The organism is Pseudomonas sp. PMCC200344 (genome assembly GCF_030053095.1).
GTDB classification, from domain to species: domain Bacteria; phylum Pseudomonadota; class Gammaproteobacteria; order Pseudomonadales; family Pseudomonadaceae; genus Aquipseudomonas; species Aquipseudomonas svalbardensis.
Window position 1 is genome coordinate 2287138 of record NZ_CP125618.1, and the last position, 26033, is coordinate 2313170.

Annotated in this window: 22 protein-coding genes, 5 tRNA genes and 3 pseudogenes; 21 read left to right on the top strand and 9 right to left on the bottom strand. The window is 59.1% G+C overall.

Features of this window, described 5'->3' with window-relative positions; translation table 11 throughout:
• Entirely contained in the window at positions 1-792 is a 792-nt protein-coding gene (locus tag QFW87_RS10240) for a lipopolysaccharide biosynthesis protein (protein WP_283183816.1), read from the top strand.
• 60 nt (positions 793-852) lie between these two features.
• Here the strand turns inward: QFW87_RS10240 and QFW87_RS10245 are convergent, their stop codons facing one another.
• A complete protein-coding gene (locus QFW87_RS10245; protein ID WP_283183817.1) occupies positions 853-1695 on the bottom strand; it encodes a LysR family transcriptional regulator in 843 nt (280 codons plus the stop codon).
• A 108-nt stretch (positions 1696-1803) separates the two neighbouring features.
• Here QFW87_RS10245 and QFW87_RS10250 point away from each other — a divergent pair, with 108 nt between their 5' ends.
• The 4 genes and pseudogenes from QFW87_RS10250 (at position 1804) to QFW87_RS10265 (ending at position 6124) form a co-directional block, all read left to right on the top strand.
• Positions 1804-2508, top strand: a complete 705-nt coding sequence (locus QFW87_RS10250; protein WP_283183818.1) for a haloacid dehalogenase type II — start codon at positions 1804-1806, stop codon at positions 2506-2508.
• 13 nt (positions 2509-2521) lie between these two features.
• The gene (locus QFW87_RS10255; protein WP_283183819.1) at positions 2522-3313 is read left to right on the top strand and encodes an aldolase; all 792 of its coding nucleotides are present in this window, start codon (positions 2522-2524) and stop codon (positions 3311-3313) included.
• A 65-nt stretch (positions 3314-3378) separates the two neighbouring features.
• On the top strand, positions 3379-4950 hold the full coding sequence (locus QFW87_RS10260) for a diguanylate cyclase (RefSeq protein WP_283190426.1): 1572 nt from the start codon (positions 3379-3381) through the stop codon (positions 4948-4950).
• A gap of 143 nt (positions 4951-5093) precedes the next feature.
• Positions 5094-6124 (top strand): annotated as a pseudogene (locus tag QFW87_RS10265) (DUF1254 domain-containing protein).
• Between the two features lie 32 nt (positions 6125-6156).
• On the opposite strand, the gene QFW87_RS10270 reads toward QFW87_RS10265, so the two are convergent.
• The 3 genes and pseudogenes from QFW87_RS10270 to QFW87_RS10280 form a co-directional block, all read right to left on the bottom strand.
• Entirely contained in the window at positions 6157-6495 is a 339-nt protein-coding gene (locus tag QFW87_RS10270; protein ID WP_283190428.1) for a hypothetical protein, read from the bottom strand.
• 53 nt (positions 6496-6548) lie between these two features.
• Positions 6549-6697: pseudogene (locus QFW87_RS10275) on the bottom strand (GNAT family protein); the annotation flags it as partial.
• Positions 6698-6748: 51 nt separating this feature from the next.
• Positions 6749-6988: a hypothetical protein gene (locus QFW87_RS10280; RefSeq protein WP_283190429.1), complete on the bottom strand. Its 240-nt coding sequence runs from the start codon at positions 6986-6988 to the stop codon at positions 6749-6751.
• Between QFW87_RS10280 and QFW87_RS10285 the strand changes: the two genes are divergently transcribed.
• The 3 genes from QFW87_RS10285 (at position 6987) to QFW87_RS10295 (ending at position 11389) form a co-directional block, all read left to right on the top strand.
• Positions 6987-9557, top strand: coding sequence for an EAL domain-containing protein (locus QFW87_RS10285; RefSeq protein ID WP_283190430.1), 2571 nt, complete (start codon positions 6987-6989; stop codon positions 9555-9557). The two genes, QFW87_RS10280 and QFW87_RS10285, sit on opposite strands and share 2 nt — an antisense overlap.
• Before the next feature lie 99 nt (positions 9558-9656).
• Entirely contained in the window at positions 9657-10451 is a 795-nt protein-coding gene (locus QFW87_RS10290; RefSeq protein WP_283190431.1) for an exodeoxyribonuclease III, read from the top strand.
• 110 nt (positions 10452-10561) lie between these two features.
• Entirely contained in the window at positions 10562-11389 is an 828-nt protein-coding gene (locus QFW87_RS10295) for an arylamine N-acetyltransferase (protein ID WP_283190432.1), read from the top strand.
• Positions 11390-11392: 3 nt separating this feature from the next.
• On the opposite strand, the gene QFW87_RS10300 is transcribed toward QFW87_RS10295, so the two are convergent.
• Complete coding sequence (locus tag QFW87_RS10300; RefSeq protein ID WP_283190433.1) at positions 11393-11878, bottom strand: hypothetical protein; 486 nt, start codon at positions 11876-11878, stop codon at positions 11393-11395.
• A gap of 241 nt (positions 11879-12119) precedes the next feature.
• Between QFW87_RS10300 and QFW87_RS10305 the strand changes: the two genes are divergently transcribed.
• A complete protein-coding gene (locus QFW87_RS10305) occupies positions 12120-13637 on the top strand; it encodes a nucleobase:cation symporter-2 family protein (RefSeq protein ID WP_283190434.1) in 1518 nt (505 codons plus the stop codon).
• A 191-nt stretch (positions 13638-13828) separates the two neighbouring features.
• Here QFW87_RS10305 and QFW87_RS10310 read toward each other — a convergent pair.
• Positions 13829-13904 (bottom strand) — tRNA-Asn (locus QFW87_RS10310).
• A 227-nt stretch (positions 13905-14131) separates the two neighbouring features.
• Here QFW87_RS10310 and QFW87_RS10315 point away from each other — a divergent pair.
• The gene (locus tag QFW87_RS10315) at positions 14132-14362 is read left to right on the top strand and encodes a hypothetical protein (protein WP_008007186.1); all 231 of its coding nucleotides are present in this window, start codon (positions 14132-14134) and stop codon (positions 14360-14362) included.
• On the opposite strand, the gene QFW87_RS10320 is transcribed toward QFW87_RS10315, so the two are convergent.
• Together QFW87_RS10320 and QFW87_RS10325 are read right to left on the bottom strand one after the other, a co-directional pair.
• Positions 14359-14559 carry a hypothetical protein gene (locus tag QFW87_RS10320; RefSeq protein ID WP_095128607.1) on the bottom strand — a complete coding sequence of 67 codons (201 nt, stop codon included), beginning with the start codon at positions 14557-14559 and terminating at the stop codon, positions 14359-14361. The genes QFW87_RS10315 and QFW87_RS10320 overlap by 4 nt on opposite strands.
• A gap of 234 nt (positions 14560-14793) precedes the next feature.
• Complete coding sequence (locus tag QFW87_RS10325) at positions 14794-15990, bottom strand: amino acid aminotransferase (RefSeq protein WP_046047749.1); 1197 nt, start codon at positions 15988-15990, stop codon at positions 14794-14796.
• A gap of 351 nt (positions 15991-16341) precedes the next feature.
• Here QFW87_RS10325 and uvrB point away from each other — a divergent pair, with 351 nt between their 5' ends.
• Positions 16342-18357, top strand: coding sequence for an excinuclease ABC subunit UvrB (gene uvrB / locus QFW87_RS10330; RefSeq protein WP_283190435.1), 2016 nt, complete (start codon positions 16342-16344; stop codon positions 18355-18357).
• 131 nt (positions 18358-18488) lie between these two features.
• On the opposite strand, the pseudogene QFW87_RS10335 reads toward uvrB, so the two are convergent.
• Positions 18489-18899 (bottom strand): annotated as a pseudogene (locus tag QFW87_RS10335) (EmrB/QacA family drug resistance transporter); the annotation flags it as partial.
• A 168-nt stretch (positions 18900-19067) separates the two neighbouring features.
• Between QFW87_RS10335 and gltX the strand changes: the two are divergent.
• From gltX to QFW87_RS10385, 10 genes are all read left to right on the top strand, one after another.
• Positions 19068-20549 (top strand): glutamate--tRNA ligase, encoded by a 1482-nt coding sequence (gene gltX / locus QFW87_RS10340; protein WP_283183830.1) that lies wholly within the window; start codon positions 19068-19070, stop codon positions 20547-20549.
• A gap of 143 nt (positions 20550-20692) precedes the next feature.
• Complete coding sequence (locus QFW87_RS10345; RefSeq protein WP_283190887.1) at positions 20693-21751, top strand: IS110 family transposase; 1059 nt, start codon at positions 20693-20695, stop codon at positions 21749-21751.
• A 520-nt stretch (positions 21752-22271) separates the two neighbouring features.
• A tRNA-Ala gene (locus tag QFW87_RS10350) sits at positions 22272-22347 on the top strand.
• Between the two features lie 79 nt (positions 22348-22426).
• Positions 22427-22502: transfer RNA gene (locus tag QFW87_RS10355), tRNA-Glu, on the top strand.
• Positions 22503-22555: 53 nt separating this feature from the next.
• A tRNA-Ala gene (locus QFW87_RS10360) sits at positions 22556-22631 on the top strand.
• A gap of 80 nt (positions 22632-22711) precedes the next feature.
• A tRNA-Glu gene (locus tag QFW87_RS10365) sits at positions 22712-22787 on the top strand.
• 182 nt (positions 22788-22969) lie between these two features.
• Positions 22970-23509, top strand: a complete 540-nt coding sequence (locus QFW87_RS10370) for a TetR/AcrR family transcriptional regulator (protein WP_008028313.1) — start codon at positions 22970-22972, stop codon at positions 23507-23509.
• 37 nt (positions 23510-23546) lie between these two features.
• Positions 23547-24380 (top strand): alpha/beta fold hydrolase, encoded by an 834-nt coding sequence (locus tag QFW87_RS10375; RefSeq protein WP_283183831.1) that lies wholly within the window; start codon positions 23547-23549, stop codon positions 24378-24380.
• A 48-nt stretch (positions 24381-24428) separates the two neighbouring features.
• Positions 24429-24878, top strand: a complete 450-nt coding sequence (locus QFW87_RS10380) for a thioesterase family protein (protein ID WP_283183832.1) — start codon at positions 24429-24431, stop codon at positions 24876-24878.
• Between the two features lie 166 nt (positions 24879-25044).
• Positions 25045-26004: a tRNA-dihydrouridine synthase gene (locus tag QFW87_RS10385; RefSeq protein ID WP_046054225.1), complete on the top strand. Its 960-nt coding sequence runs from the start codon at positions 25045-25047 to the stop codon at positions 26002-26004.
• The last annotated feature ends 29 nt before the right edge of the window (positions 26005-26033 follow it).

Consider the following 26033-nt stretch of genomic DNA (forward strand, 5'->3'; position numbering starts at 1 on the left):
ATGGATGTTGCGCAAAAAAACTCGTCACTCATCACCGGTATGCTTCATGCGCATGACCTCGATGAGTGCCGCAACATCCAAAAAGGTGCTGTGTTTATCATTGCCTCGGGGGCGTCCGCTAAAGATTTTCCGCAGGAAAGGTTTGCAGACGTTCCGATGATCACGATGAATGGTGCCATCTCCATGTTCTCCAGGACAGGTATCAAGCCGTTCTTTTATGCCTGTACGGATCAAGGCTTTTCCCAACAGCAACCCGAACTGTTTTCACAGGCCATGCGTATTAGTCAGCGGGTTGCACTGTGGCAAGAGCACATCTGGCATACGACGGTAGCGCCTGAGGGCGAACTGTATTTACTCGGCCGAGCACCCAAGCTCTCCTGGACGGACCTGGTTTTCAGGGCGGATAAAGAACTCGTCAGAAATCGCAAACTCGGAAATGGCCGCAATAGAACCCTTGGTTTCAGCAAGAATCTTAAACGCGGTTTTTTTGATGCCCGTACGGTGGCTTATCTGGCGTTACAGATTGCCTATCACGTGGGGTTTACCAAGGTGTTTTTGGTCGGCGTCGACTTGAATCAATCTATAAACCGTTTTTACGAAGGGGGTGATGCGTTCGCCTCACCCTGCATGCTCGATCAGCATTTTTATACGAGAATCCTGCCGTCGTTCGAGATCTTGTCGAAGTACGTCGTGGATGAAGATTTTCAGGTCTACAACTTGTCCAGTTCCTCAAGGATTCCGGGTGAACTCATTCCCCGGGTGACGCTGGATGAGATCGACAAATTGATCTAAAGGTTGTTCGTGCCTTATTGAAATGGGCGCCCTCGAGGCGCCCATTTTTTTGCCTGGTGATTATGTCTGGCCCAGTTCCTCGCGCAAAAACTCCACCAAAGCCCGCTGCAACCCGGTCAGCGCTCCCTCGCGGCTGATCAACGCCAACTCCGTCGGCGGCAGTTCGGGCAGGTCGGTGCACACGCTGTGCTCAGGCAATACCGCCGAAGCGGGCAGCACCGACACGCCCAGACCTGAAGCCACCGCGGCTTGAATGCCTGTCAGGCTATGACTGCCAAACGCAACCCGCCAGGGACGCTGAGCCACATCCAGCAGGCGGATGGCCCGTTGGCGGTAAATGCAGCCCTGCGGGAACAGCGCCAATGGCAATACCCCGTTGGCTGAATCCACGCCTGCACCTTTGACCCACACCAACACTTCCGGCCAGGCTGCCCAGCACGGCCCGCTGTCCGGTTCGCGCTTGATCAGCGCAATGTCTACGGTGCCCGCGCTCAGTTTCTGTTTGAGATCGGTGCTCATGCCACTGATGGTTTCCAGGCGCGCTTCAGGTCTGGCCCGGTTGAAGCCGGCGAGAATGACCGCCAGGCGCCGAGCGTCGAAATCCTCCGGTACACCAATGCGCAAAATTTCCAGATCGAGGTCGCTGGCCAACGCTTCAACCGCTTCAGAGGACAACGCCAGCAAGCGCCGGGCATAGTGAATCAGCAGTTCGCCATGCTCGGTGACACTGACGTTCTGCCCGGTCCGATCACGCAGCAACAGCGAATGCCCGACCAGTTCTTCGAGTTTACGAATCTGTTGGCTCACCGTGGATTGGGTCCGATGCACACGCTCGGCGGCGCGGGTAAAGCTGCCTTCGTCGACCACGCAGACGAAGGTCTTGAGCAATTCGAGGTCGAGCATGGCGGCTTCCTTGATATTCGATTTGCCACTGACAAGTAGATATTAATTTAATTTCACACTATCACTAATGGCTCGTAGTCTGAAGATCACCTTTCAGAGGACACGAACATGACACTCAAAAACACCCCGCGCCCCGAGTGGCTGACCTTCGATTGCTACGGCACGCTGATTCAGTGGGATGAAGGCTTGAAGACCGTGGTCGCCGATATTTTGCGCGACAAGGGCGACCACGCCGTTGATGTCGATCGCCTGATTGAGGTGTACGACCGGCATGAACACCGACTGGAGCAGATCCCGCCGCATCGCTCGTTTCGCCAGTTGAGCGCGCAGGGCTTGCACCTCGCTCTGGAGGAGTTGGGGCTGGCGAGCGCGCCCGAAGACAGTCAGCGGCTGGCCGGGGCGATCCCGCGGATGCCGCCGTTCCCCGAAGTGGTCGAGACGCTCGCGCGGCTTAAGGCGATGGGGTTCAAGTTATGCATCGTGTCCAACACCGATGACGACATCATTGCCGGGAACGTTGCGCAGCTCGGTGGGCATATCGACCGGGTCATCACCGCTCAGCAGGCCGGTGCTTATAAGCCGGATCCGCGGTTATTTGACTACGCTCATGAACAGCTCGGCGTCAGTCGTGATCAGGTGGTGCACATCTGCGCCAGCCCGATGCTGGACCATACCGCCGCCCGCGACATGCACTTTCGCTGCGTCTGGATTGACCGCAGCACGGGTCGGCAGTTGCTGCCGGACTATCAACCCGATGCGATATTAAGCACGCTGGACCAGGTCGTGCCCTTGTTCACATCCCTTGGCTGGTAAACACGGAGTCGTCATGGCCCACACCCTTGCAGGCAGTTCCCGTCCCTCGCGTTACGCCGATCTGAATCTCGATTCGGAGGCCGCCATCGCCGCTCGCACGGAATTGGCGGCGTGCTTTCAATTGGCGGCGCTGCACGGTTTGGAGGAGGGCATCTGTAACCATTTTTCCGCCATGGTGCCGGGTCGGGATGATCTGTTTTTCGTGAACCCCTACGGCTACGCGTTCGAAGAAGTCACCGCTGACAACCTGCTGGTCTGCGATTTTCACGGCAACGTCGTGGTGGGCGAAGGGCTGCCGGAAGCGACCGCGTTCTATATCCACGCGCGACTGCACAAACAGCTGCCGAGGGTGAAAGTGGCGTTTCACACGCATATGCCTCACGCCACGGCGTTGTGCCTGCTGCAAGGTCCGCCGCTGTTGTGGCTGGGGCAAACGGCCTTGAAATTCTACGGCCGTACGGCGGTGGACGAGGACTACAACGGTCTGGCGCTCGACGAGTCTGAAGGCGACCGGATTGCCAGCGTCATGGGCGATGCCGACATTCTGTTTTTGAAGAACCACGGGGTGATCGTCGCCGGGCCAACCATCGCCGAAGCCTGGGACGATCTGTATTACCTTGAGCGTGCCGCCCAGGTGCAGTTGATGGCGATGGCGACCCAGCGTGAACTCAAGCCGGTGCCCCATGAGATTGCTCAGCGGGCCTATGAGCAAATGCGCCTGGGGGATGCAGAAAGTGCTCGGGCGCATTTGCACAGCGCGATGCGGCGACTAGCCAAAGGACATTTGCCCCATACCCCCCCGTAGACTAAGCTCACAAAAAATAAGGGTTTTGGGGTGTTACCCATGCCTTACCCTTACAGGACGCGCTTTTGTCTATCCCTCTTCACGATCCGCACAACGCCACCGGCGTCACGTTGAAACGGTTACCTCTGCGCAAAGCAGCGGTACTGTTTATTGCGGTCGTGTGCCTGAGCCTGTGCGGTTTGCTTTACCTGCAACTGGAGCAGTCGCGCCGGCATGACCTGGCATTGGCGAAAGTGGCGTCATCAAACCTGACGCGGGCCATGGCGCAGCAGGCCGAAGACACCTTCATGCAAGCCGATCTGGTGCTGACCAGTCTGGCCGACTGGATTCAGGCTGACGGTTTCGGCGCCCCCCAAAAGGCACGCTTGCAGAAAACGTTCGCCCGGCGGGTGCAGGCGCTGAATCAATTGCACGGGATATTTCTGTTCGACCAGAAGGGGCAGTGGATCGTTAGCTCCTTCGAAAACCTGCCACGTGGCCCGGGTGTGTCGGATCGCGAGTACTTCAAATTCCACCAGCAGAACGTCTCCTCCCTGGCGCACATCGGGCCGGCGATTCGCAGTCGGGAAAATGGCGAATGGATCATCCCGATATCCAAACGGGTGAACGACAAGAATGGCAATTTCCAGGGCGTCTTGTTGGCCGGCATCAAGATGGCGTACTTCGATCAGTTCTTCAAAAGCTTCAGCATTGATGACAACGGTTCGATGTTTTTGGGCTTGACCGACGGAACGCTGCTGGCGCGACGGCCGTTTGTGGAATCGCTGATTGGCACATCACTGGCCAAGAGCGAGATCTTCGAGAAATTGCTGCCCAACGCACCCTCCGGTAACGCAATGTTCAGCTCACTGGTCGATGGTGTCGTGCGGTTGTATGGCTACCGTCAGCTCGACACTTATCCGCTGGTCGTGTCTGCCGCCTCGTCCAGGGAATCGATTCTCAAGGATTGGTACGACACGGCATTTCGCTCCACAGTCATCGTTGCCCTGGTGGTGCTGGGCGTGGGGTTGTTCGGTTGGGTGTTCCTTTATCAGGTGCGTGTCGGCGAACAGATCGAGGCGGATTTGCGCAAGGCAAAGGAAGCGCTGAAGCTGATCGCGACCCACGACAGCCTGACCGGCCTGGGCAATCGCCGGCTGTTCGAGGGGGCGCTGGACATCGAGTTCGGCCGAGGTGCCCGGCAGTCGAGTTCGCTGAGCCTGATCATGCTCGATATCGATTACTTCAAACGCTACAACGACGCTTACGGCCACGTGGCGGGGGACCATTGCCTGGCTGAAGTGGCGCTGGCGGTGAAGGGGTGCTGCCATCGAAAAGCCGATTTGGCAGTGCGCTACGGCGGTGAGGAATTTGCGGTATTGCTGCCCGACACGGACATTCACGGCGCGATGGTGATTGCCGAGCAGATCCGCCGCAGCGTCATGGACAAGAACATCATCCACAGCGGTTCACCCTCGGGCTTCGTGACGGTCAGTCTGGGGTGTTATTCGTTTGTGCCGACGGGGCGGGACAGCATGGAAGTGTTTATCGAACGTGCGGATGCGGCGCTGTATCAAGCCAAGCATTCGGGGCGAAACCGCTCGGGGGTGCTGTCGATGGAGGGCGGTGTCGAGGCACTGCTGCGTTCGGATCGTTGAGGTGTCTCGAGAGGGTGTTTCACCCGCGCAACACCCTGGCCCGCCGGCTGTCTGCCTGTCAGATCCCCTTCAATTGATCGTCTAGAGTTGCGGTAACGCTGCCGATCCCGGCAGGTCCCCCCACCGCACGGATGATCGTCAAAATGTTGATTACTCAAGCATTGGCAGCCGTTGCTCTAACCGTTGCAGCCTGCGCCATCTTTCCGCTCGCGAGCCACGCTCAATCGAAAGTCACAGCCGAAGAAGCACACGCCATCGGCGTGGATGCCTACCTTTATTTGTACCCGCTGTTGACCATGGACATCACCCGCAAGCAATTCACCAACATCGAATCGGGTAAGGAATTCGGCAAAGGTCCGATGAATATGTTTGTCAGCGTGCCGCAGTATCCACCTGCCGATTTCAAAGGGGTGGTGCGCTCGAACTTCGACACCTTGTATTCCATTGCCTGGCTGGACTTGACCCAAGAACCGCTGGTGATTGCAGCGCCCGATACGGCCGGGCGTTTTTACCTGCTGCCGATGCTCGACATGTGGACCGATGTGTTCGCCTCACCGGGCTGGCGCACCACGGGTACACAAGCGGGGCAGTTTCTGGTGACACCGCCTGACTGGACCGGGACGGTGCCTGCCGGACTGAACCATCTGCCGGCGCCTACGCCCTTTGTCTGGGTCATTGGCCGCACCAAGACCGATGGCGCTGCGGACTACGCGGACGTGCACAAAATTCAGGCTGGCTATACCGTGACACCGCTGTCCCGACTGGTTAAAAGCCCCGGGCCGGTCAGCGTTAACATTAACCCGGCCGTGGACATGAAGACCCCGCCCAAGATCCAGGTGGACTCAATGTCGGCAGCCGACTACTTCGCCTACGCCGCCGAATTGCTCAAAGTGCACCCTGCGCACATCACCGATCAACCGATCCTGGCGCAGATGAAGCGTATCGGTATCGAGCCCGGAAAATCCTTCAACATGGATGCGCTGGACCCTGAAATCAAAGCAGCGCTCCAGGCCGTGCCCGAAGACGCGCAGACGCTGAAGACGTGGAAAGTTCCAACGCTCACTGGTGTGGTCAACGGCCGAAGGGTAGGTTCAATCTGACCATGCGTTTGTATGGGCCCAAGCCCGAGGTTTTGAACGGCAAGTGGAACCCGCCACCGGTCAAGCCAGCCTAGTACCGCGTTTCAGGCTCAAAAGCAGCTGACGATCATCGGCTGCTTTTACGCGTCCAACTGCCCGTCCCGCCGCCGGCACCGCCCGTTCCACCGCCCGCCGCGCCCGTGCCACCCCCCGCGCCAGAGCCGCTGTTCCCGGCATTGCCACCATTTCCGCCACCCGACGAGCCCGATCCGATATTGCCGCCGTTAGCGTTTTGGTCGCTCGAGGGTTGGCCAAGGTTATTGTTGGGCGCCATTGTCGTGCGGCCTATTGAACCCGATTGGGTGCCGGTCGCATAAGCACCATCGCCGGAGGCTGCAAAAGTGCCGACGGACAAGGCGGACAGCACTCCAGCCAGTAACAGCGAAGTCATTTTGATGATCATCATGGTGCATCTCCCAAGATGAGTCGTTACCTGATGTTGGTGTGAAGGGCAGGGCACTTGCGTCCGTCCGGCATGATCCGTTCGTGGCGCACGATGCCTTCCTGCTGCGCGCCGAGCCTGAGGACCGCATTACGTGATTTCTGGTTGTTTTCGTCGGTGGTGGCACCCGCACGCAATCCAGTGTGTCGAAGGCGTACTGCAGCATCCTTAACTGTAGGGGGGCGCAGGCCGATTCGTTGACCTTCCAGTGTGTCCATCAGCAGGTATTCTCGGCTTCAAAAGGTACGCGGGCGATGCGTGCAATTACAGGGCCGCGGCCGTCGATTGGCAAGGGTTGTGTAATCGGTTCTTTATTAGCGGCAATGACTTGCGTTATCCAGGCGCCAAGGCCCGGCATGGCTGCTATGGTCAATGAACGTTCGGCCAGTGCCCTGGTAAAAAAGCATTGCGAGCGTCGCATCCCGATCAGGCAATCGATTGACAGGATCAAGTGCATGGATATGACCGCCGTTACCACTGTCGCTGCTCCCCGTCATACGCCGATAACCCGTAACCTGGTGTTTGTCGTCGGCTTGCTGTTTGTTCTGGGTGTGCTGATCGCCCTGTTGGCCTTGTTCAACATTGCCGGGAGGCTGGACTCCCAGGACCTGGCCAAGACCACGTTCTACACCCAGCGTGCGCTGGAAAACCGCATCACCGCCTCGAAAAACTACGTCGCCAGTTATGCAAACTGGACGACCGCCTACGACCATTTGAACGGCAAGGTCGATGTGCAATGGGCCTACGTCGAGCAGAACCTGGGCAAAACCTTGTTCAGCATCGATCACTACGATGGCGTCTTCGTGGTCGATCCTCAGCAAACCAAATACGCAGTGGTGCGCGGGCTTCAGGTGCAGGAGGCGGCGACCACCTATCTTTCGGCATCAATGGCGACGCTGATACAGGCAGTCCAGCGTCAGGAAAGCCTCATTGATCCGGTCAGCCAGTTCACGCTGTTCGAGGGCAAACCGGCATTGCTGACGGCTGCCGCGATCGTCCCCAATGACGAAAGGCCGGCAGTCGATCCCCAAAGCACCTCGGTGCTGGTGTTCGTTGACCAATTAAACCCTGACAAGCTCAGCGCCCTGGGCGCCGATTACGGTTTGCATGATTTAAACCTGACGCCTGATAACGCCATCTCGCCCGGCAGGCCAGCCGTGGCACTGGCGGACACCGGCTACAGCCTGGTTTCCCGACTTGAGCAACCGGGCCATCAGTTACTCTGGTCGCTGCTGCCGCCATTGGGCGGCGCGCTGTTGGTGCTGGCGTTGTTAACGGCTTATTTCTTCCGGTATGTCTTACGCACGTCCGGGCATGTGGATGCCAGCTACACCAGCCTCGATTTATCGAACCAGGCGCTGGAGGCCAGTGAAGAACGTTTTCGTGCCGTGGCTGAGGCCGCTTCCGACTGGATCTGGGAAATCGACGACAAGCATTGCATCTCTTATCTGTCAGGACGTTTCGCCACCGTCACCGGTTTTTCCGATCAGCAATGGATAGGGCAGGACATCGGGCAACTGCTCAATTGCGATACCCTGCCCTTGTCGCTGTGGCTGCATAAGCTCAATGAAGAACAACCCGTCAGCCATTTGCGCTGCTCCTATCGCGATCAGTCGGGGCAACAGCGTATTTGCCGGGTTTCGGCACGACCGATCCATCGCAAGGGCGCGGTGCTGGGCTATCGCGGAACGGCCAGCGACATCACCGATGAAGTCGCCGCCCATGCCCAGATCCAGCATCTGTCGTTGCACGATGCCCTGACGGGGCTGCCGAATCGCAACAAACTGGCGCGTTTCCTCGACGAGGCCCTGGCGCAAAAAGGGCATTCGGCGGCGCTGGCGCTGTTGATGATCGATCTGGATAACTTCAAGCCGATCAACGATTCCCTTGGCCACCCGGCCGGCGACGCTGTGCTGCTGGAAGTGGCCACCCGATTGCGCGAGTGCACGCGGGACATTGATCTGGTCGCCCGGCTCGGTGGTGATGAGTTTGTGCTGGTGCTCAACGGCATGGACAGCCACGCCGAAATCGACCGGTTCTGCGAGCGTTTGCTCGAGAGCTTGCAGCAGCCGATTCATTACGAGCACCACACGCTGCACATCGGCGCGAGCATCGGTGTCGCCTTGAGTCGGCGTCAGGGGCACATTCCCAATGAGCTGATCCGGTGTGCCGACATTGCGCTGTATCAGGCTAAATCCGACGGCAAGAAGACCTGGTGCTACTTTGCGCCGCACATGAACGATCAGATCCAGCACCGTCGGCAACTGGAAAACGACCTGCGCCGGGCGATCAAGAACAACGAGTTCGTGCTGCATTACCAGCCGCGCTACAACATGGGCGGCAAGCAGGTGGTTTCGGTGGAAGCGTTGCTGCGCTGGCAGCATCCGGAACAGGGGCTGCTGAGCCCCGACGAGTTTATCCCTTTGGCTGAGCAGACTGACCTGATCGTGCCTTTGGGGCGCTGGGTGTTGCGCGAAGCCTGTGAAACGGCCCTGACCTGGCCCGGTGCGTTGATGGTGTCGGTCAATTTGTCGCCAGTTCAATTTGCCCGCAGCGATGTGGTGGAGGACGTCAGGGAGGCATTGATCCAGAGCCGTTTGCCGGCCAGTCGTCTGGAGCTGGAAATCACCGAAAACGTGATGCTCATCGATGTGGAGGGCGCGTTGGCGACCATGAATGCGCTCAAGGAACTGGGCGTGCGGTTGAACATGGACGACTTCGGTACCGGCTATTCGTCCCTGGGTTACTTGCGCACGTACCCGTTCGACGGGATCAAGATCGACAAGCGTTTCATCTCGTCCATGAGCGGCGGCGGCAATGACCGCGCCGTGGTGCAGGCGATCATCAACCTGGGCAAAGCCATGGGCCTGACCGTGACGGCAGAGGGCGTCGAGACCCTGGAGCAACTGGACTTCCTGGTCTCGGACCAGTGCAATGAAGTGCAGGGTTTCTACTTGAGTCGGCCTATGGAAAAGCAGGCGTTACTGCCATTGCTCAAGGCGTCGCATGACGAGTTTCCAGTGTAGGGGCGTGCCTTTAGTCGCCTGTCTCGCTCATAGAGGCAACTGCCGGGGCGTGCCCCCGGTCACAACTGGACATCGATCCTGCGTTGCGAGCGTTGGAACATGAAGAACCTGAAAATCGCGACATTCAACGTCAACGGCATGCGCGCCCGAATGCCCAACTTGCTGGCCTGGCTTGAGCGAGAGCAGCCAGACATCGCCTGTTTGCAGGAACTCAAGTCGGATGACAGTGCATTCCCGGCCACCGAGCTTGAGGCCGCTGGCTACGGCGCGATCTGGCAAGGCCAGTCTTCGTGGAACGGCGTGGCGATTCTGGCGCGGGATGCGCAGCCGCTGGAGAGTCGTCGAGGTCTGCCGGGTGATGACAGCGACACCCATAGTCGATATTTGGAGGCCGCCGTGCACGGGATCCTGGTGGGCTGCCTGTACCTGCCCAACGGCAACCCGCAGCCGGGGCCGAAGTTCGATTACAAGCTGGCGTGGTTCGAACGACTGATCCATTACGCGCAGACGCTTCAGGCCAGTGAGCATCCCGTGGTGCTGGCCGGTGACTACAACGTGGTGCCCACCGACCTGGACATCTACAACCCGCGATCCTGGCTGAAGGATGCGTTGCTGCAACCTGAAAGCCGCGAGTGTTATCAGCGCTTGCTGGCCCAGGGCTGGACCGATTCCTTGCGCCATCTGTATCCGGAGGATCGGCTCTATACCTTCTGGGATTATTTTCGCCAGCACTGGCAAAAGAACTCAGGGCTGCGCATCGATCATCTGTTGCTTAACACGGCGCTGAGCCCTTATCTGCTGGGGGCCGGAGTCGATGCCTGGGTTCGCAATGAGCCCCACGCGAGTGATCATGCGCCGACGTGGATTCGGTTGAGTTCGCGCAAGCGGCGTTGAGATTGAAGTGTGTGGCGATTGGCTAAATCAATTGTCAGTCAAGCCGCTTTATCCCTTATACATGGCGCCCATCGGCGGAGAAATCCGGCCCCATGCATAAGGACTGAGCGATGAGCGAGCCACACCTGAGTAATCTTGCGTTGTACCTGCAGCGCCTGGGCTTCGACGCGCCTCCGGCGCCGACCCTGGAAACCCTGCGCCAACTTCAACTGCGCCACACCGGCGTCTTCCCGTTCGAAAACCTCAGCACGTTGTCGGGGCAGCCGGTGCTCATCGATCTGCCGTCCATCGAACAAAAGGTTCTGCACGACGGTCGCGGCGGTTACTGCTACGAACTCAACAACCTGTTCCTGGCCTTGCTCCAGGCACTGGGCTTCGATGCTCGCGGCATTTCCGGCCGAGTGGTCATGGGCCAACCCGAAGGCGCATGGACCGCCCGTACACACCGCTTGAGCCTGGTGACCCTGGACGGCGTGCGCTACATCACCGACGTCGGCTTCGGCGGCATGGTGCCCACCGCACCGCTGGTGCTCGATACCCCGGCTGAACAGTTCACACCTCACGAACCCTATCGCATCGAGCAGCACGAGGATGGCTACACCCTGCGGGCCAACGTCGCCGGCGAATGGCGGGCGATGTACATTTTCGATTTGCAGCGCCAGGAAGACATCGATTACGCCGTCGGCAACTGGTACGTCTCGACCCATCCCGAATCGTCGTTCGCCAGGCAGTTGATGGTGGCGCGCACCGGCGAAGGGTGGCGCCGCACGCTTAACAACGGCAGTTTTGCGATTCATCGGATCGGCAGTGAGACTGAGCGGCGGCAAGTGACGGATGTGGATGAATTGATGGATGTGTTGCGCAGCGAGTTCGGTATTCGGGTGCCACGGGAGGCGGCGTTGCGTCGGGTTATTGAAGGGCTGATTCAACAGCCCTGAACCTCACAGCTCCAGCCCCTCCTGCACCACCGAAAGCAGAGTGTCTTCGGTCATGGCGATCGCATCCGGTTGTTGCCCGGATTGATCGATCGCTTGCAGCCACCACTGCGTCTCGCCGTGTTCGCTCACGGTTCGCAGCATCGAGAGTGCCTTTCCTAGGGGGCGGATCTCGACCCGCCCGGCACCATCCTCAGTGAAACGAGCGATGGGGTCGAAGGTGATGCTGTGGTGATTGCCTTCAATCAGTAACTGGTCGATGGCGTAGTCGTAGGTCGCACCGTCAGGATGACACTCGAAGACGTGCGTAGGCACTCGCCGGATGTTCAGCCCGGCTTCGCTGAGCGGCGCCAGCCAGGTTTCGATGAGGTGGTACAGCTCGTAAACCTGCGCAGGCCAGCTGTCTATTTGGTGATCTGCACAGAGTGTCTCGTCGGCGCTGGACTGCTGGGTCTGCTTCAGTTTCGCGGCGAGTTGGTCAGCCTTGCTCATGTCGATTTCCTATCGTGGACTCAGTAAGAGCGTACCTCTATCAAAGTAGTGCACGTCTTGCCTTGCGTCATGTTGCCGGGAGGTTTTGGCTTCATATCAGGGAAGGTGCGGCGCAAGTCTCAGGTGTGAAATGGCCATGTGTCCATAATCTGACTGATTAGTTGTATACAACTCTATAGACATTTGTCCTGAGTCTTGCATACAGTGTGCGCACAACAAAAACCAGGGAACCCCCCAAACCATGAAAACGCCCCATGTTTCACACCAACGGCCTGAGGATGAAAATCTCGGGGTCGGCGCGAATATGGCTTACGGCCTGCAACACGTTCTGACCATGTACGGCGGCATCGTTGCGGTGCCCTTGATCATCGGCCAAGCGGCCGGGCTCTCGCCAGCGGACATCGGTTTGTTGATTGCTGCTTCATTGTTTGCAGGGGGGCTGGCGACATTGCTGCAAACCCTGGGCTTACCGTTTTTCGGCTGCCAATTGCCGCTGGTACAGGGCGTGTCGTTCTCTGGTGTCGCGACGATGGTTGCGATTGTCAGCAGTGGCGGGGAGGGCGGGTTTCAATCGATTCTCGGGGCGGTGATTGCCGCGTCGTTGATTGGCCTGCTGATCACGCCGGTGTTCTCGCGAATCACCAAGTTTTTCCCGCCGCTGGTCACGGGCATTGTGATCACCACCATCGGCCTGACGCTGATGCCAGTCGCTGCACGCTGGGCCATGGGTGGTAACAGCCATGCCCCGGACTTCGGCAGCATGGCGAACATCGGTCTGGCGGCAGTGACGCTGATGCTGGTTCTGCTGTTGAGCAAGATCGGCAGCGCGACCATCTCCCGGTTGTCGATCCTGTTGGCCATGGTCATCGGTACGGTGATCGCGGTGTTCCTTGGCATGGCGGATTTCTCGTCCGTCACCCAGGGCCCGATGTTCGGCTTCCCGACACCCTTCCATTTCGGCATGCCGACCTTCCACTTCGCCGCGATCCTGTCGATGTGCATCGTGGTCATGGTGACTCTGGTGGAAACCTCGGCCGACATCCTGGCGGTGGGTGAAATCATCGACACCAAGGTCGACTCCAAACGCCTGGGCAACGGCCTGCGTGCCGACATGCTGTCGAGCATGATCGCGCCGATCTTCGGTTCCTTTACCCAAAGTGCCTTCGCCCAGAACGTCGGGCTGGTGGCGGTGACCGGCATCAAGAGCCGTTTCGTGGTGGCTACCGGCGGTTTGTTTCTGGTGATCCTCGGGTTGCTGCCGTTTATGGGCCGCGTCATCGCCGCTGTACCGACTTCTGTCCTCGGCGGCGCCGGTATCGTGCTGTTCGGCACCGTCGCGGCCAGCGGTATTCGTACGCTGTCCAAGGTCGACTACCGCAACAACGTCAACCTGATTATCGTCGCCACCTCCATCGGCTTCGGCATGATCCCCATCGCTGCGCCGAGCTTCTACGACCACTTCCCAAGCTGGTTCGCCACGATCTTCCACTCGGGCATCAGCTCCTCGGCGATCATGGCCATCGTGCTGAACCTGACCTTCAACCACCTCACTGCCGGTAACTCCGATCAGCAGTCGGTGTTCGCGGCTGGCACTGAACGCGTCCTGCGCTATCAGGATCTGGCAGCGTTGCGCGAAGGGGATTATTTCAGCGAAGGCAAACTGCGTGACTGCGACGGGAATGAGATTCCAGTGGTGGAGGTGGCCCATGCATCAGACGAGCACCACCCCAGCCATGCGAAAAGCAGTGAGCATGTCTGACAGTTTATAGCCGGAGGATTAAAAGATCGCAGCCTGCGGCAGCTCTTACAGAATTTGTGTTCGCCCGATGAATCACGGGTGTACGCGATTCCCATGTAGGAACTGCCGCAGGCTGCGATCTTTTGACTTTATGAAGAGCCACAAAAAAGCCCCTGAACCTTTCGATTCAGGGGCTTTTCGATATTGCTGTCTGGCTCCACGACCTGGACTCGAACCAGGGACCCAGTGATTAACAGTCACTTGCTCTACCAACTGAGCTATCGCGGAATGGCGCGTATGTTACTGATTCAAAAAGAGAAGTCAAGCACCTGTTAGCAGTTTGATGGGTTCATGGGGACGGACGGTGGTTTATCGACCGTGGGCGGTTACCAGAATCGCCTCAGAGGTCTACCATGGCGGCCCGGAAGTGGTTACACGCGCTGCCGGCCATTCGCCGAAAAGGTACGCGCCATGAATCACCCAACCACCACACTTCGCCACAACGGGGTGTTCGCATGAGCATCGCTCAGATCAGCCTGCCCAAAGGTGTCGGCCCTCACGCCGAAAAACTGTTCGACGCAATCACTCAGGCCAGCACCGCTGACGAATTGAACCGTGCCGGTGGCAAGGCCGAAGGTTTTGTCCTGGGTCTGGAAAGCACCAAGGCCATCAAAAGCCAGGTCGCCGAATCGCTCTACGTCGCCTATGACGACGCTGCCAGCCAGCGCGCAACCGAACTGGCCTAACCGCCAAAGGTGACGGTGGCGAGCATCAGTTTGGCGTACAACATCGTTGCGGCCAGCTGCACTAGCCACAAGGCCAGGCCGCCGAGAAACACGCCGGCAGCGACTTGCATTACCAGGTTGTTACTGCGTTTGGCCGGGGTGCGGGGCACGAAGTGGTCCAGCTCATCGCGGTCGGCGCGTAGGTCATCGTTTTTCATGTTGGCTCTCGTCAGAATTCTCGGGTGTACACAAAACCTGTGGGAGCGAGCCTGCTCGCGAAGGGGTATTGCATTCAACATTGATGTTGGCTGATACGACGCCTTCGCGAGCAGGCTCGCTCCCACATTTGATCTGCGTGCAGTCTAAAGCGGTCGTTCGCTGCGCTGGGAACTATCTGAGGCAAGTAAAACGGGAAGCCCAAGGGCTTCCCGTTTTTTTTACCACTCGACGACTCAGATCACCGCAACGATGGCCTTGGTCACAACGTCGATGTTGCTCTGGTTCAACGCGGCCACGCAGATGCGGCCGGTGTCCAGTGCATAGATGCCGAACTCGCTGCGCAGGCGGGTCACTTGCTCAACCGTCAGGCCGGAGTAGGAGAACATGCCGCGCTGACGACCGACGAAGCTGAAGTCACGCTGTGGAGCTTGCTTCGCCAGCTGCTCAACCATCTGGATGCGCATGCCGCGAATCCGCAGACGCATTTCAGCCAGTTCTTCTTCCCACTGAGCGCGCAGTTCCGGGCTGTTCAGTACAGCGGCGACAATGCTTGCACCGTGGGTCGGCGGGTTGGAGTAGTTGGTGCGGATCACGCGTTTGACCTGCGACAGCACGCGTGCGCTTTCTTCTTTCGATTCGCTGACGATCGACAGGGCGCCCACGCGTTCGCCGTACAGAGAGAACGATTTGGAGAACGAGCTGGAGACGAAGAAGGTCAGGCCCGATTCAGCGAACAGACGCACGGCAGCGGCGTCTTCGTCGATACCATCGCCAAAGCCCTGGTAGGCCATGTCGAGGAACGGTACGTGACCTTTGGCTTTCACCACGTCCAGGACGTTGTTCCAGTCCGCCGGGCTCAGGTCCACGCCGGTCGGGTTATGGCAGCAAGCGTGCAGGACAACGATGGAGCCGGACGGCAGGGCGTTCAAGTCTTCCAGCAAGCCAACACGGTTCACGTCGTGGGTCGCGGCGTCGTAGTAGCGATAGTTCTGCACCGGGAAACCGGCCGTTTCGAACAGCGCGCGGTGGTTTTCCCAGCTCGGGTCGCTGATCGCCACGACGGCGTTCGGCAGCAGTTGCTTGAGGAAGTCGGCACCGATTTTCAGCGCGCCAGTACCGCCAACGGCTTGGGTGGTGATGACGCGGCCAGCGGCGATCAGTGGCGAGTCATTGCCAAACAGCAGTTTCTGTACGGCCTGGTCGTAGGCAGCAATGCCGTCGATTGGCAAGTAGCCACGGGAAGCGTGTTGAGCGACGCGAATCGTCTCGGCTTCGACAACGGCGCGCAGGAGTGGAATTCGCCCCTCCTCGTTGCAGTAAACACCGACCCCCAGGTTGACCTTGTTGGTGCGGGTGTCGGCGTTGAATGCTTCGTTGAGGCCCAGGATTGGATCACGTGGTGCCATTTCGACAGCGGAGAACAGGCTCATTTTGCGGCGGCTCTGAATGGAAAGTGGAGGGACGTGTCGCGCTCCAGCCGAATGCACTAGAGCGGTGCACAAACGGGGAGCTAGTATAGAGGCCATCTGCGATTGATGGCGACAGACGATTCGGCTTTTACGGTAAGTTTTTCCGATTATTTCTGGACCGTTAGTCGATTGGCATCGTCAAAGGTTTTACCCGATGTAGGACGTTTGACTTGAAAGCGAGGGCAATCGGCTCCACATTGAGCACAATCCAGTTTTTTCCTCGGGCGACATCGGTCGTTTGCGGTCTTTCCCGTTGCTGCCCGGTTCGGCCGGACAGGCGCGACTCCTGCTTCGAAAACCGAGAGGTATTTCATGTCTGAATTCCAGCTAGTCACCCGCTTCGAGCCCGCCGGCGATCAGCCGGAAGCCATCCGCCTGATGGTCGAGGGCATCGAAGCCGGGCTGGCGCACCAGACGTTGCTCGGTGTGACCGGCTCGGGCAAGACCTTCAGCATCGCCAATGTGATCGCCCAGATTCAGCGTCCGACCCTGGTACTGGCGCCGAACAAGACCCTGGCCGCGCAGTTGTACGGTGAGTTCAAGGCGTTCTTCCCGAACAACGCGGTCGAATACTTCGTTTCCTACTACGACTACTACCAGCCCGAAGCTTATGTGCCTTCGTCGGACACGTTCATTGAGAAAGACGCGTCGATCAACGACCACATCGAGCAAATGCGACTGTCCGCGACCAAGGCGTTGTTGGAGCGTAAGGACGCGATCATCGTCACCACCGTGTCGTGCATTTACGGTCTGGGCAGTCCGGAAACCTATTTGAAGATGGTGCTGCACGTGGATCGCGGCGACAAGCTCGATCAGCGTGCGTTGCTGCGTCGCTTGGCAGACTTGCAATACACCCGCAACGACATGGAGTTTGCCCGTGCGACCTTCCGGGTCCGCGGCGATGTAATCGATATCCACCCGGCGGAATCCGATTTCGAAGCGATCCGTATCGAACTCTTCGACGATGAAGTCGAGAAGATTTCCGCCTTCGATCCGTTGACCGGCGAAGTGATCCGCCAGTTGCCGCGCTTCACCTTCTATCCGAAAAGCCACTACGTGACGCCACGGGAAACCCTGCTCGGCGCCATCGAAGGCATCAAGGTCGAGCTTCAGGAGCGCCTGGACTACCTGCGTTCCAACAACAAACTGGTGGAAGCGCAGCGCCTGGAGCAGCGCACCCGTTTCGACCTGGAGATGATCCTCGAACTGGGTTACTGCAACGGCATCGAAAACTACTCGCGCTACCTGTCGGGCCGTGAATCCGGCCAGGCACCACCGACGTTGTTTGACTACCTGCCGGCTGACGCCTTGCTGGTGATCGATGAATCCCACGTCAGCGTGCCGCAGGTCGGCGCCATGTATAAGGGCGACCGTTCGCGTAAAGAGACGTTGGTGGAATACGGTTTCCGTCTGCCGTCCGCCCTGGATAACCGGCCGATGCGCTTCGACGAGTTCGAAAACATCAGCCCGCAGACGATTTTTGTCTCGGCCACACCGGGTAATTACGAGGCGGAACACGCCGGTCGCGTGGTCGAGCAACTGGTCCGCCCGACAGGCCTTGTAGACCCGCAAATCGAAATCCGCCCGGCGTTGACCCAGGTCGACGATCTGCTCTCGGAAATCGGCAAGCGTGTGGCGCTGGAAGAGCGGGTGCTGGTCACCACGCTGACCAAGCGCATGTCCGAAGACTTGACCGATTACCTGGCGGACCACGGCGTACGGGTGCGTTATCTGCACTCGGACATCGACACGGTGGAGCGGGTCGAAATCATCCGCGATCTGCGTTTGGGCACCTTCGATGTGCTGGTGGGGATCAACCTGCTGCGTGAAGGTCTCGACATGCCGGAAGTCTCACTGGTGGCGATCCTCGACGCGGACAAGGAAGGCTTCCTGCGTTCCGAGCGCTCGCTGATCCAGACCATCGGCCGGGCGGCGCGAAATCTCAATGGTCGGGCGATTCTCTACGCGGATCGCATCACCGGTTCCATGGAGCGGGCGATCGGCGAAACCGAGCGTCGTCGCGACAAGCAGATCGCCTTTAACCTGGCCAATGGCATTACGCCCAAGGGCGTGTTCAAGGACGTTGCCGATATCATGGAAGGCGCCACCGTGCCGGGTTCGCGCAGCAAGAAGCGCAAAGGCATGGCCAAGGCCGCCGAGGAAAGTGCCAAGTACGAAGCTGAACTGCGCTCGCCGGGCGAGATCGCCAAGCGCATCAAGGCGCTGGAAGAGAAAATGTACCAACTCGCCCGCGACCTGGAGTTCGAAGCAGCGGCGCAGATGCGCGACGAGATTGGCAAGTTGCGTGAGCGGTTGATCACTGTTTGATGTGTGGTGCCTGACAGGGCCTTATCGTCGGATCGCCGCCCGGAGCAAGCTCGCTCCCACAGGGATCACGCTGAACCTTGTGGGAGCGAGCTTGGTCCGGGCGGCGTTCCGACGATGGGGGCGCCTCGGTCTCAATGTGCCTCGCCAACCTTCAATCCCGCCGGCAGCGCCTTGGTCAGCAACACCGCCAACATGCTGATCCCCAGCGCAATCCCGACAAAGTGAAACGCATCGTTGTAAGCCATGATCGACGCCTGCTGATGCGCAATTTCACTGAGCTTGCCCAGCGCTGCCGTCTCACTGCCAAACCGATCCGTCAGCGACGCCATGCGCTCGGCCACCTGCGGGTTGGTCGGCACAATCAGGGTCGTGGCGATCAACGAGATGGTCACCATGATCAGCGGCTGGCTCAGCGCGCGGATGATCTGGATTTGATTGAACTGCGGCCCGGCGAAGTCCGGGTTCAACCCCCCCGATGAAAAACTCGCCAATCCAAATAGCCCGAGACCCAGCGCGCACAGCCATTTCGGCGGGTCAAATCTGGCATACAGCGAATGATGGGTAGATGCCATCGGCTGATAATCGGCCATTCACCAAGGCTAGAGCGCGTTGTAGACGCAACCTTGGCTTAAATGCCCTGTTCACTGGAGCCGGGCGGGCAACGCCTGTTACCATTCGCCCTTTGTTTTATCTTCATTTCGAGACTTGCCATGACCACCGTCCGCACTCGCATCGCGCCATCGCCTACCGGGGATCCCCACGTAGGTACCGCTTACATCGCTTTGTTCAACTACTGCTTTGCCAAGCAGCACGGCGGTGAGTTCATCCTGCGGATCGAAGACACCGACCAGTTGCGTTCGACCCGCGAGTCCGAACAACAGATTTTCGACGCCCTGCGTTGGTTGGGTATCGACTGGAGCGAAGGTCCGGACGTTGGCGGCCCGCACGGTCCTTACCGTCAGAGCGAGCGTGGCGACATCTATCAGAAGTACTGCCAGCAACTGGTCGAAATGGGCCACGCTTTCCCGTGCTTCTGCACCGCCGAAGAACTCGACCAGATGCGCGCCGAACAAATGGCTCGCGGCGAAACCCCGCGTTACGACGGCCGTGCGCTGTTGCTGTCCAAGGAAGAAGTCGATCGTCGCCTGGCCGCTGGCGAGCCGCACGTGATCCGCATGAAAGTGCCGAGCGAAGGCGTTTGCGTGGTGCCGGACATGCTGCGTGGCGACGTCGAGATCCCTTGGGATCGCATGGACATGCAAGTGCTGATGAAGACCGACGGCCTGCCGACGTACTTCCTGGCCAACGTCGTCGATGACCACCTGATGGGCATCACCCACGTTCTGCGTGGCGAAGAGTGGCTGCCGTCGGCGCCGAAACTGATTCTGCTGTACGAATACTTCGGCTGGGAACAACCAGAGCTGTGCTACATGCCGCTGCTGCGTAACCCGGACAAGAGCAAGCTGTCCAAACGCAAGAACCCGACCTCGGTGACGTTCTACGAGCGCATGGGTTTCATGCCGGAAGCGATGCTCAACTACCTCGGTCGCATGGGCTGGTCGATGCCGGACGAGCGCGAGAAGTTCTCGCTGCAGGAAATGGTCGACCACTTCGACCTGAGCCGCGTCTCCCTCGGCGGGCCGATTTTTGACATCGAGAAACTGTCGTGGCTCAACGGCCAATGGTTGCGTGACCTGCCGGTGGAAGAGTTCGCTTCGCGCCTGCAAACATGGGCGTTGAACCCGGAATACATGATGAAGATCGCGCCGCACGTGCAAGGTCGGGTTGAAACATTCAGCCAGGTAGCACCGCTGGCCGGTTTCTTCTTCGCCGGTGGCGTGAATCCAGACGCCAAGCTGTTTGAATCCAAGAAGCTGTCGGGCGATCAGGTGCGTCAGTTGATGCAGTTGATTTTGTGGAAGCTGGAAAGCCTGCGCCAGTGGGAGAAGGACAGCATCACCGCAACGATTCAAGCGGTGGTCGAATCCCTGGAACTGAAGCTGCGCGACGCCATGCCGCTGATGTTTGCCGCGATCACTGGCCAGGCCAGTTCGGTGTCGGTGCTTGATGCGATGGAAATCCTGGGTCCGGACCTGACCCGTTTCCGTCTGCGCCAGGCGATCGACTTGCTGGGCGGCGTGTCGAAGAAGGAAAACAAGGAGTGGGAAAAACTCTTGGGCAACATCGCCTGATTCCCACTGTTCTCTGTAATTGGATGGACTCGCCCAAGCCGAGGCGTCAATGCGCCACGGTGGCAGTCTAAACAGCCAACGACAGCGAGGGCGAGTCCATGAAAAAGCATACTTCGATTGATCAATTCCTGTCTTCTTCCGATTTGTCGGCCTGCACAACCGTGGCGGTCGATCTGGCCAAGCAGGTCTTTCAGGTCGCCGGTGAAGACGTCCTCGGCCAGGTGCACTACGAGCAACGGATCAAGTCGCGCGAGGCGTTTTATGAGTTTCTACGCCAGTTGCCGCCTCATGTCGTGGTTCTGATGGAGACCGGCCCGGGTGCTCAAGCCTGGGCCCGGCAGCTGCAAGACCAAGGCAATCTGGCGCGGATTCTTCCAGCCGGCTTGGTGGCCACACATCGCAGCGGGCCTAAAAATGATCGCAACGATGCGCTGGCGATCCTGCGGGCTGGTCGCGATGAAAAGATCTGCGCAGTGCCGGTCAAAAGCGTTGCGGCGCTGGCCATGCAGGCACTGCATCGCGCTCGTCAAGGTTACGTGCGTCGCCGCACCGCCGTGAGTAATCAGATGCGCGGCCTGCTGCTCGAGCATGGCGTGGCCTTGGCGCAGGGCGATGTTGCGATCAGCCAGAAAATTCCGCGGGTACTGGAAGATGCCACCCAGCCGGTGCCGGGTCTGCTGCGTGAACTGATCGACGAACTGTTGGCCGAGTGGCGCCATTTGGGCGAACGCATCAGCGTGCTGACGGGGCGCCTCGAAGTGGCCGCCAACGCCGACATGACGGCGAAGCGACTGATGACTGTGCGCGGCATCGGCCCAGTCACTGCCACGGCACTGGTGGCCAAGGAAACCAAGCCTGAGCGATTTCCCAATGCCCGCAAGTTTGCCGCGTACTTTGGCATGGTGCCTGACCAGCACAGCAGCGGGCAGACGGTCCGGCTGGGGGACATGACCAAGCGAGGCGATGTTTATTTACGCAGCCTGATGATCCAGGGAGCCCATGCGGTACTGCAACAACTACGACCTGATTCCCAGCAACCCGATGACCGCCGCTTGTTGCGCTGGATGAGCCGACTGGGCCGTAAGGAGGCTGCGGTCAGGTTAGCCAACCGCAACCTGCGAATCGTCTGGGTGCTTCTACAGAATGACCAGACTTATCGTCGCCAGGCTGGTGATGGCCGGCAAGCGACGATGAGCCACTGAGCGACAGAGTTCTGCCACCGAGGTACTAACTGTCCGGCCCTTTGCTGAAAAAAAATTGACCCCAGGTAAGACCGGCGTGGATTGATGCCTTAGCTGCTACTGGCCTTCGAGGCCTGACTGTAATCGGCATACCACGAGCTCTTCCAATTTTGGCCAGAAGCCGAAGACGGCTTCCTCGAATAGGCCTAATACATAGATGCAACGGGGCGGCGGTTTTTCAAAAGCGGGTAGACAGTGGGGGCGAGTCCATACATAGCAGCTGCCGAAGGCTGCGTTGGGCTGCGCAGCAGCCCCTTATGGCAGCAGCACAATCTGTCTGAAAGGGCAGGGTGGCTGAATCGCGAGTGCTACGCACTCGAACGCAGCCTGCGGCAGTTGCTACAAGAACGGATACACCCCCGGATTTACGGGGGAGGGTGGTAAGTGATTGTTATGTCGGCAAAAAACTTTGAAATATTTTAAAAATAAGTTTGACAGCCTTCCGGTGCGCCATTAAGATTCGCCCCGTCCTCAGCGATGAGGGGCTATAGCTCAGCTGGGAGAGCGCTTGCATGGCATGCAAGAGGTCGACGGTTCGATCCCGTCTAGCTCCACCAATTTACACTTCAAGGCCTGGCCACACCGGTCTTGAAGCGATCAACACTCAGCGTTGATCTGTTGTATAGAAGGGTTTGCGTCCCCTTCGTCTAGTGGCCTAGGACACCGCCCTTTCACGGCGGTAACAGGGGTTCGAGTCCCCTAGGGGACGCCAGTTTTACAGAAGCGATGTTGCAAGATGTCGCTCCGCCGCGAGGCGAAAAATCCGGGGCTATAGCTCAGCTGGGAGAGCGCCTGCATGGCATGCAGGAGGTCAGCGGTTCGATCCCGCTTAGCTCCACCAATTTTACAGTTCAAGGTCTGGCCACACCGGCCTTGAATCGATCAGCTCTCAGCACTGATCAGTTGTATAGAAGGTTTTGCGTCCCCTTCGTCTAGTGGCCTAGGACACCGCCCTTTCACGGCGGTAACAGGGGTTCGAGTCCCCTAGGGGACGCCACGATTACCCGCTTTGCGGGATTTTATAAGGGTCATTCAATTATTGAATGGCCCTTTTGTTTGTCTGGCGTTTGGCCAAATCCCTATTTCTTTCAAACTGTTCTTCAGACCAGCGGTCACATTCACGACTTGCGTAAAATTATTATGAGAATAATATTCTAGTCGTAATATTCGGAGGCAACGATGAACGATAAAAAAGCTCAAACCCGCGAACGCATCCTCAAGGCTGCCAGCGCAGCGCTGATTCAGCGCGGCCCGGCCGAACCGAGCGTAGGCGAAGTGATGGGCGCGGCCGGCCTGACCGTCGGCGGCTTCTACGCGCACTTCGAAAGCAAGGACGCGATGATGCTGGAAGCGTTCAAGCAGCTGCTCGGTCACCGCCGTGGCTTGATCGCCGACATGGACGCCGAGTTGACCGGCGAAGAGCGTCGCGCGCTGGTTGCTGCGTTTTATCTGTCACGCAAACACCGTGATTCCTCCGAGTCAGCGTGCCCGATTCCGGCTTCTGTCGGTGAGCTGGGCCGTCTGCCGGACGCGTTTCGCGTGGCGTTGAATGAGCATGTGGAAATGATGGTCGCGCAGTTGGCGGCCAGCCCGGAAGACACCGACAAGGCCCTGGCCGACATGGCCTTGATGGTGGGTGGTTTGGCTTTGGCTCGCGCGTTGGGGCCAGGAGAATTGTCCGATCGATTGCTGCGCGCCGCCAAGTCTGCGGTGCTGTGACCTATAGGCCTAGGCCTAGGCCTGAGGAGTGAGAGCGATGAGCACGTTGAAGTGGGTTCGTGGCGTTAATGGCACCTTGGGCTGGGTCGCACCAAAACTGGTTGCGAACATAATGCGACTGGCATTCATGACGCCGCGCGAGCTGCCGCCGCGTGATTGGGAATTGCCGCTGCTGGCGACATCCGAGCGGATCACCTTGCGCTTCGGTCTCTCGGCACTGCGTTGGGGGCAGGGCCCGGCCGTGTTGCTGATGCATGGTTGGGAAGGCCGGCCGACGCAGTTTGCCAGCCTCATCACCGCGCTGGTCGATGCCGGTTACACCGTGGTGGCTCTGGACGGCCCGGCCCACGGTCGCTCGCCGGGCAGCGAAGCGAACGTTGTGCTGTTTGCTCGTGCCATGCTTGAAGCCGCTGCCGAGTTGCCGCCGCTGCAAGCGGTTATCGGTCACTCCATGGGTGGTGCCAGTGCCATGCTCGCCGTTCAACTGGGCTTGCGCACCGAAACCCTGGTCACGATCGCCGCCCCGGCTCGGATTCTCGGCGTGTTGCGCGGTTTCGCCCGTTACGTGCGGTTGCCACCGAAAGCCCGTTCAGCGTTCATTCGTCAGATCGAAAGAGACGTCGGCATGCGCGCTGCGGCGCTGGATGTCGCGCACTATCAACTCGACATGCCCGGCCTGATCGTCCATGCCGAAGACGACTGCTACGTTCCGGTCAAGGAATCGCAGCTGATCAACGAAGCCTGGTTTGACAGCCGTCTGTTGCGCCTGGAAGCAGGTGGTCATCAACGGGTGCTGGCTGATCCTCGGGTGATCGAAGGCGTTCTTTCGCTGCTGGCCGGTCGCAGTCTGCAATCGCGCCAATTGGCCTGAGCATCCGTTACACTGCCCCGGTCAAAATTTTCTGACCAGGAGTGGGGCATGGGCTGGGATCGGGCAACGCCATTTATCATTGATCTGGAAGTCGGTGCAGAGGACATCGATGGGCTGGGTCACGCGAATAACGCGGTGTACGTAACCTGGCTCGAACGCTGTGCCTGGCGCCACTCCCAGCGGCTTGGCCTGGACCTGGTCGAGTATCGTCGGCTGGATCGGGCGATGGCGGTGGTGCGGCACGAGATCGATTACCTGGCGGCCGCCTATGAAGGCGATGAGTTGCAATTGGCGACCTGGATCGTCGATTGGGACCAACGTCTGAAAATGACCCGACACTTCCAGTTGAAGCGCCCCAGCGACAACACCACGTTGCTGCGGGCGCAGACCACCTTCGTCTGCATTGAACTGTCGACCGGCAAGCCCAAGCGCATGCCAGCGGAATTCATCGAGGGCTACGGCCCGGCATTACAGGTCTTGGATGTAACCAAAATCTAATGTGGGAGCGAGCCTGCTCGCGAAGGCGGCGTGTCAAACAACTTATGTTTCGACTGACACACCGCTTTCGCGAGCAGGCTCGCTCCCACAGTTGATCTGCGATGTTCTGCAGATTTTCCGCGCAATCCAGTAAACTGCCGCACGTTTTTCGTTGAGTGTGTTTTTCATGCAAATTGCTTTGGCGCCCATGGAGGGGTTGGTCGACAACATCCTGCGGGACGTGCTGACCCGTGTGGGCGGTATCGATTGGTGCGTGACCGAGTTCATTCGGATCAACGATCAACTGCTTACGCCTGCCTATTACCACAAGTTCGGCCCGGAGCTGTTGACCGGCGCCCGCACCGCATCCGGGGTGCCGCTGCGGGTGCAGCTGCTCGGTTCCGATCCGGTATGCCTGGCGGAAAACGCTGCGCTGGCGTGCGAACTGGGTTCCGAGGTCATCGACCTGAACTTCGGCTGCCCGGCCAAGACTGTGAACAAGTCCCGTGGCGGTGCGGTGCTGCTCAAAGAACCTGAGCTGCTAAACCAGATCGTCGAACACGTGCGTCGCGCCGTTCCGGCGCACATTCCAGTGACTGCCAAGATGCGCCTCGGTTTCGACAGCCCGGACGGTGCGCTGGTGTGTGCCACGGCCCTGGCCGAAGGTGGCGCGGCGCACATCGTGGTTCACGCGCGGACCAAAACTGACGGCTACAAGCCGCCAGCCCATTGGGAATGGATCCCCCGGGTGCAGGATGTGGTCAAGGTTCCAGTGTTCGCCAATGGCGACATCTGGAGTGTCGAAGACTGGCGTCGTTGCCGTGAAATCAGCGGCGTCGAGGACATCATGCTCGGTCGCGGCCTGGTTTCGCGCCCGGACCTGGCACGGCAAATCGCAATGGCGCGGGCCGGTGAGGACGTCGTCGAGATGACCTGGGCCGAGTTGTTGCCGCTGATTCAGGACTTCTGGCTGCAAGCCAAGGCGCAGATGACGCCGCGCCAATCGCCGGGTCGCTTGAAGCAGTGGCTGGCAATGCTGACCCGCAATTATCCCGAAGCGGTCGAGCTGTTTACCGTGCTGCGTCGCGAGACCGAACTGGATCAGGTCTCGCGTTTACTGGGTCTTCAGGTGTCTGAAGCGGCCTGAATCCAATCCAGTCAACGGGACGCAAAACC

Excerpts from the sequence above, each read along its gene's own strand:
- uvrB (WP_283190435.1), top strand. The coding sequence starts at position 16,342 with ATGTCTGAATTCCAGCTAGTCACCCGCTTCGAGCCCGCCGGCGATCAG.
- QFW87_RS10305 (WP_283190434.1), top strand. The coding sequence starts at position 12,120 with ATGAAAACGCCCCATGTTTCACACCAACGGCCTGAGGATGAAAATCTC.
- gltX (WP_283183830.1), top strand. The coding sequence starts at position 19,068 with ATGACCACCGTCCGCACTCGCATCGCGCCATCGCCTACCGGGGATCCC.
- QFW87_RS10280 (WP_283190429.1), bottom strand. The coding sequence starts at position 6,988 with ATGCACTTGATCCTGTCAATCGATTGCCTGATCGGGATGCGACGCTCG.
- QFW87_RS10315 (WP_008007186.1), top strand. The coding sequence starts at position 14,132 with ATGAGCATCGCTCAGATCAGCCTGCCCAAAGGTGTCGGCCCTCACGCC.
- QFW87_RS10380 (WP_283183832.1), top strand. The coding sequence starts at position 24,429 with ATGGGCTGGGATCGGGCAACGCCATTTATCATTGATCTGGAAGTCGGT.
- QFW87_RS10370 (WP_008028313.1), top strand. The coding sequence starts at position 22,970 with ATGAACGATAAAAAAGCTCAAACCCGCGAACGCATCCTCAAGGCTGCC.
- QFW87_RS10385 (WP_046054225.1), top strand. The coding sequence starts at position 25,045 with ATGCAAATTGCTTTGGCGCCCATGGAGGGGTTGGTCGACAACATCCTG.
- QFW87_RS10375 (WP_283183831.1), top strand. The coding sequence starts at position 23,547 with ATGAGCACGTTGAAGTGGGTTCGTGGCGTTAATGGCACCTTGGGCTGG.
- QFW87_RS10270 (WP_283190428.1), bottom strand. The coding sequence starts at position 6,495 with ATGATGATCATCAAAATGACTTCGCTGTTACTGGCTGGAGTGCTGTCC.
- QFW87_RS10240 (WP_283183816.1), top strand. The coding sequence starts at position 1 with ATGGATGTTGCGCAAAAAAACTCGTCACTCATCACCGGTATGCTTCAT.
- QFW87_RS10300 (WP_283190433.1), bottom strand. The coding sequence starts at position 11,878 with ATGAGCAAGGCTGACCAACTCGCCGCGAAACTGAAGCAGACCCAGCAG.
- QFW87_RS10245 (WP_283183817.1), bottom strand. The coding sequence starts at position 1,695 with ATGCTCGACCTCGAATTGCTCAAGACCTTCGTCTGCGTGGTCGACGAA.
- QFW87_RS10255 (WP_283183819.1), top strand. The coding sequence starts at position 2,522 with ATGGCCCACACCCTTGCAGGCAGTTCCCGTCCCTCGCGTTACGCCGAT.
- QFW87_RS10320 (WP_095128607.1), bottom strand. The coding sequence starts at position 14,559 with ATGAAAAACGATGACCTACGCGCCGACCGCGATGAGCTGGACCACTTC.
- QFW87_RS10290 (WP_283190431.1), top strand. The coding sequence starts at position 9,657 with ATGAAGAACCTGAAAATCGCGACATTCAACGTCAACGGCATGCGCGCC.
- QFW87_RS10285 (WP_283190430.1), top strand. The coding sequence starts at position 6,987 with ATGGATATGACCGCCGTTACCACTGTCGCTGCTCCCCGTCATACGCCG.
- QFW87_RS10250 (WP_283183818.1), top strand. The coding sequence starts at position 1,804 with ATGACACTCAAAAACACCCCGCGCCCCGAGTGGCTGACCTTCGATTGC.
- QFW87_RS10325 (WP_046047749.1), bottom strand. The coding sequence starts at position 15,990 with ATGAGCCTGTTCTCCGCTGTCGAAATGGCACCACGTGATCCAATCCTG.
- QFW87_RS10295 (WP_283190432.1), top strand. The coding sequence starts at position 10,562 with ATGAGCGAGCCACACCTGAGTAATCTTGCGTTGTACCTGCAGCGCCTG.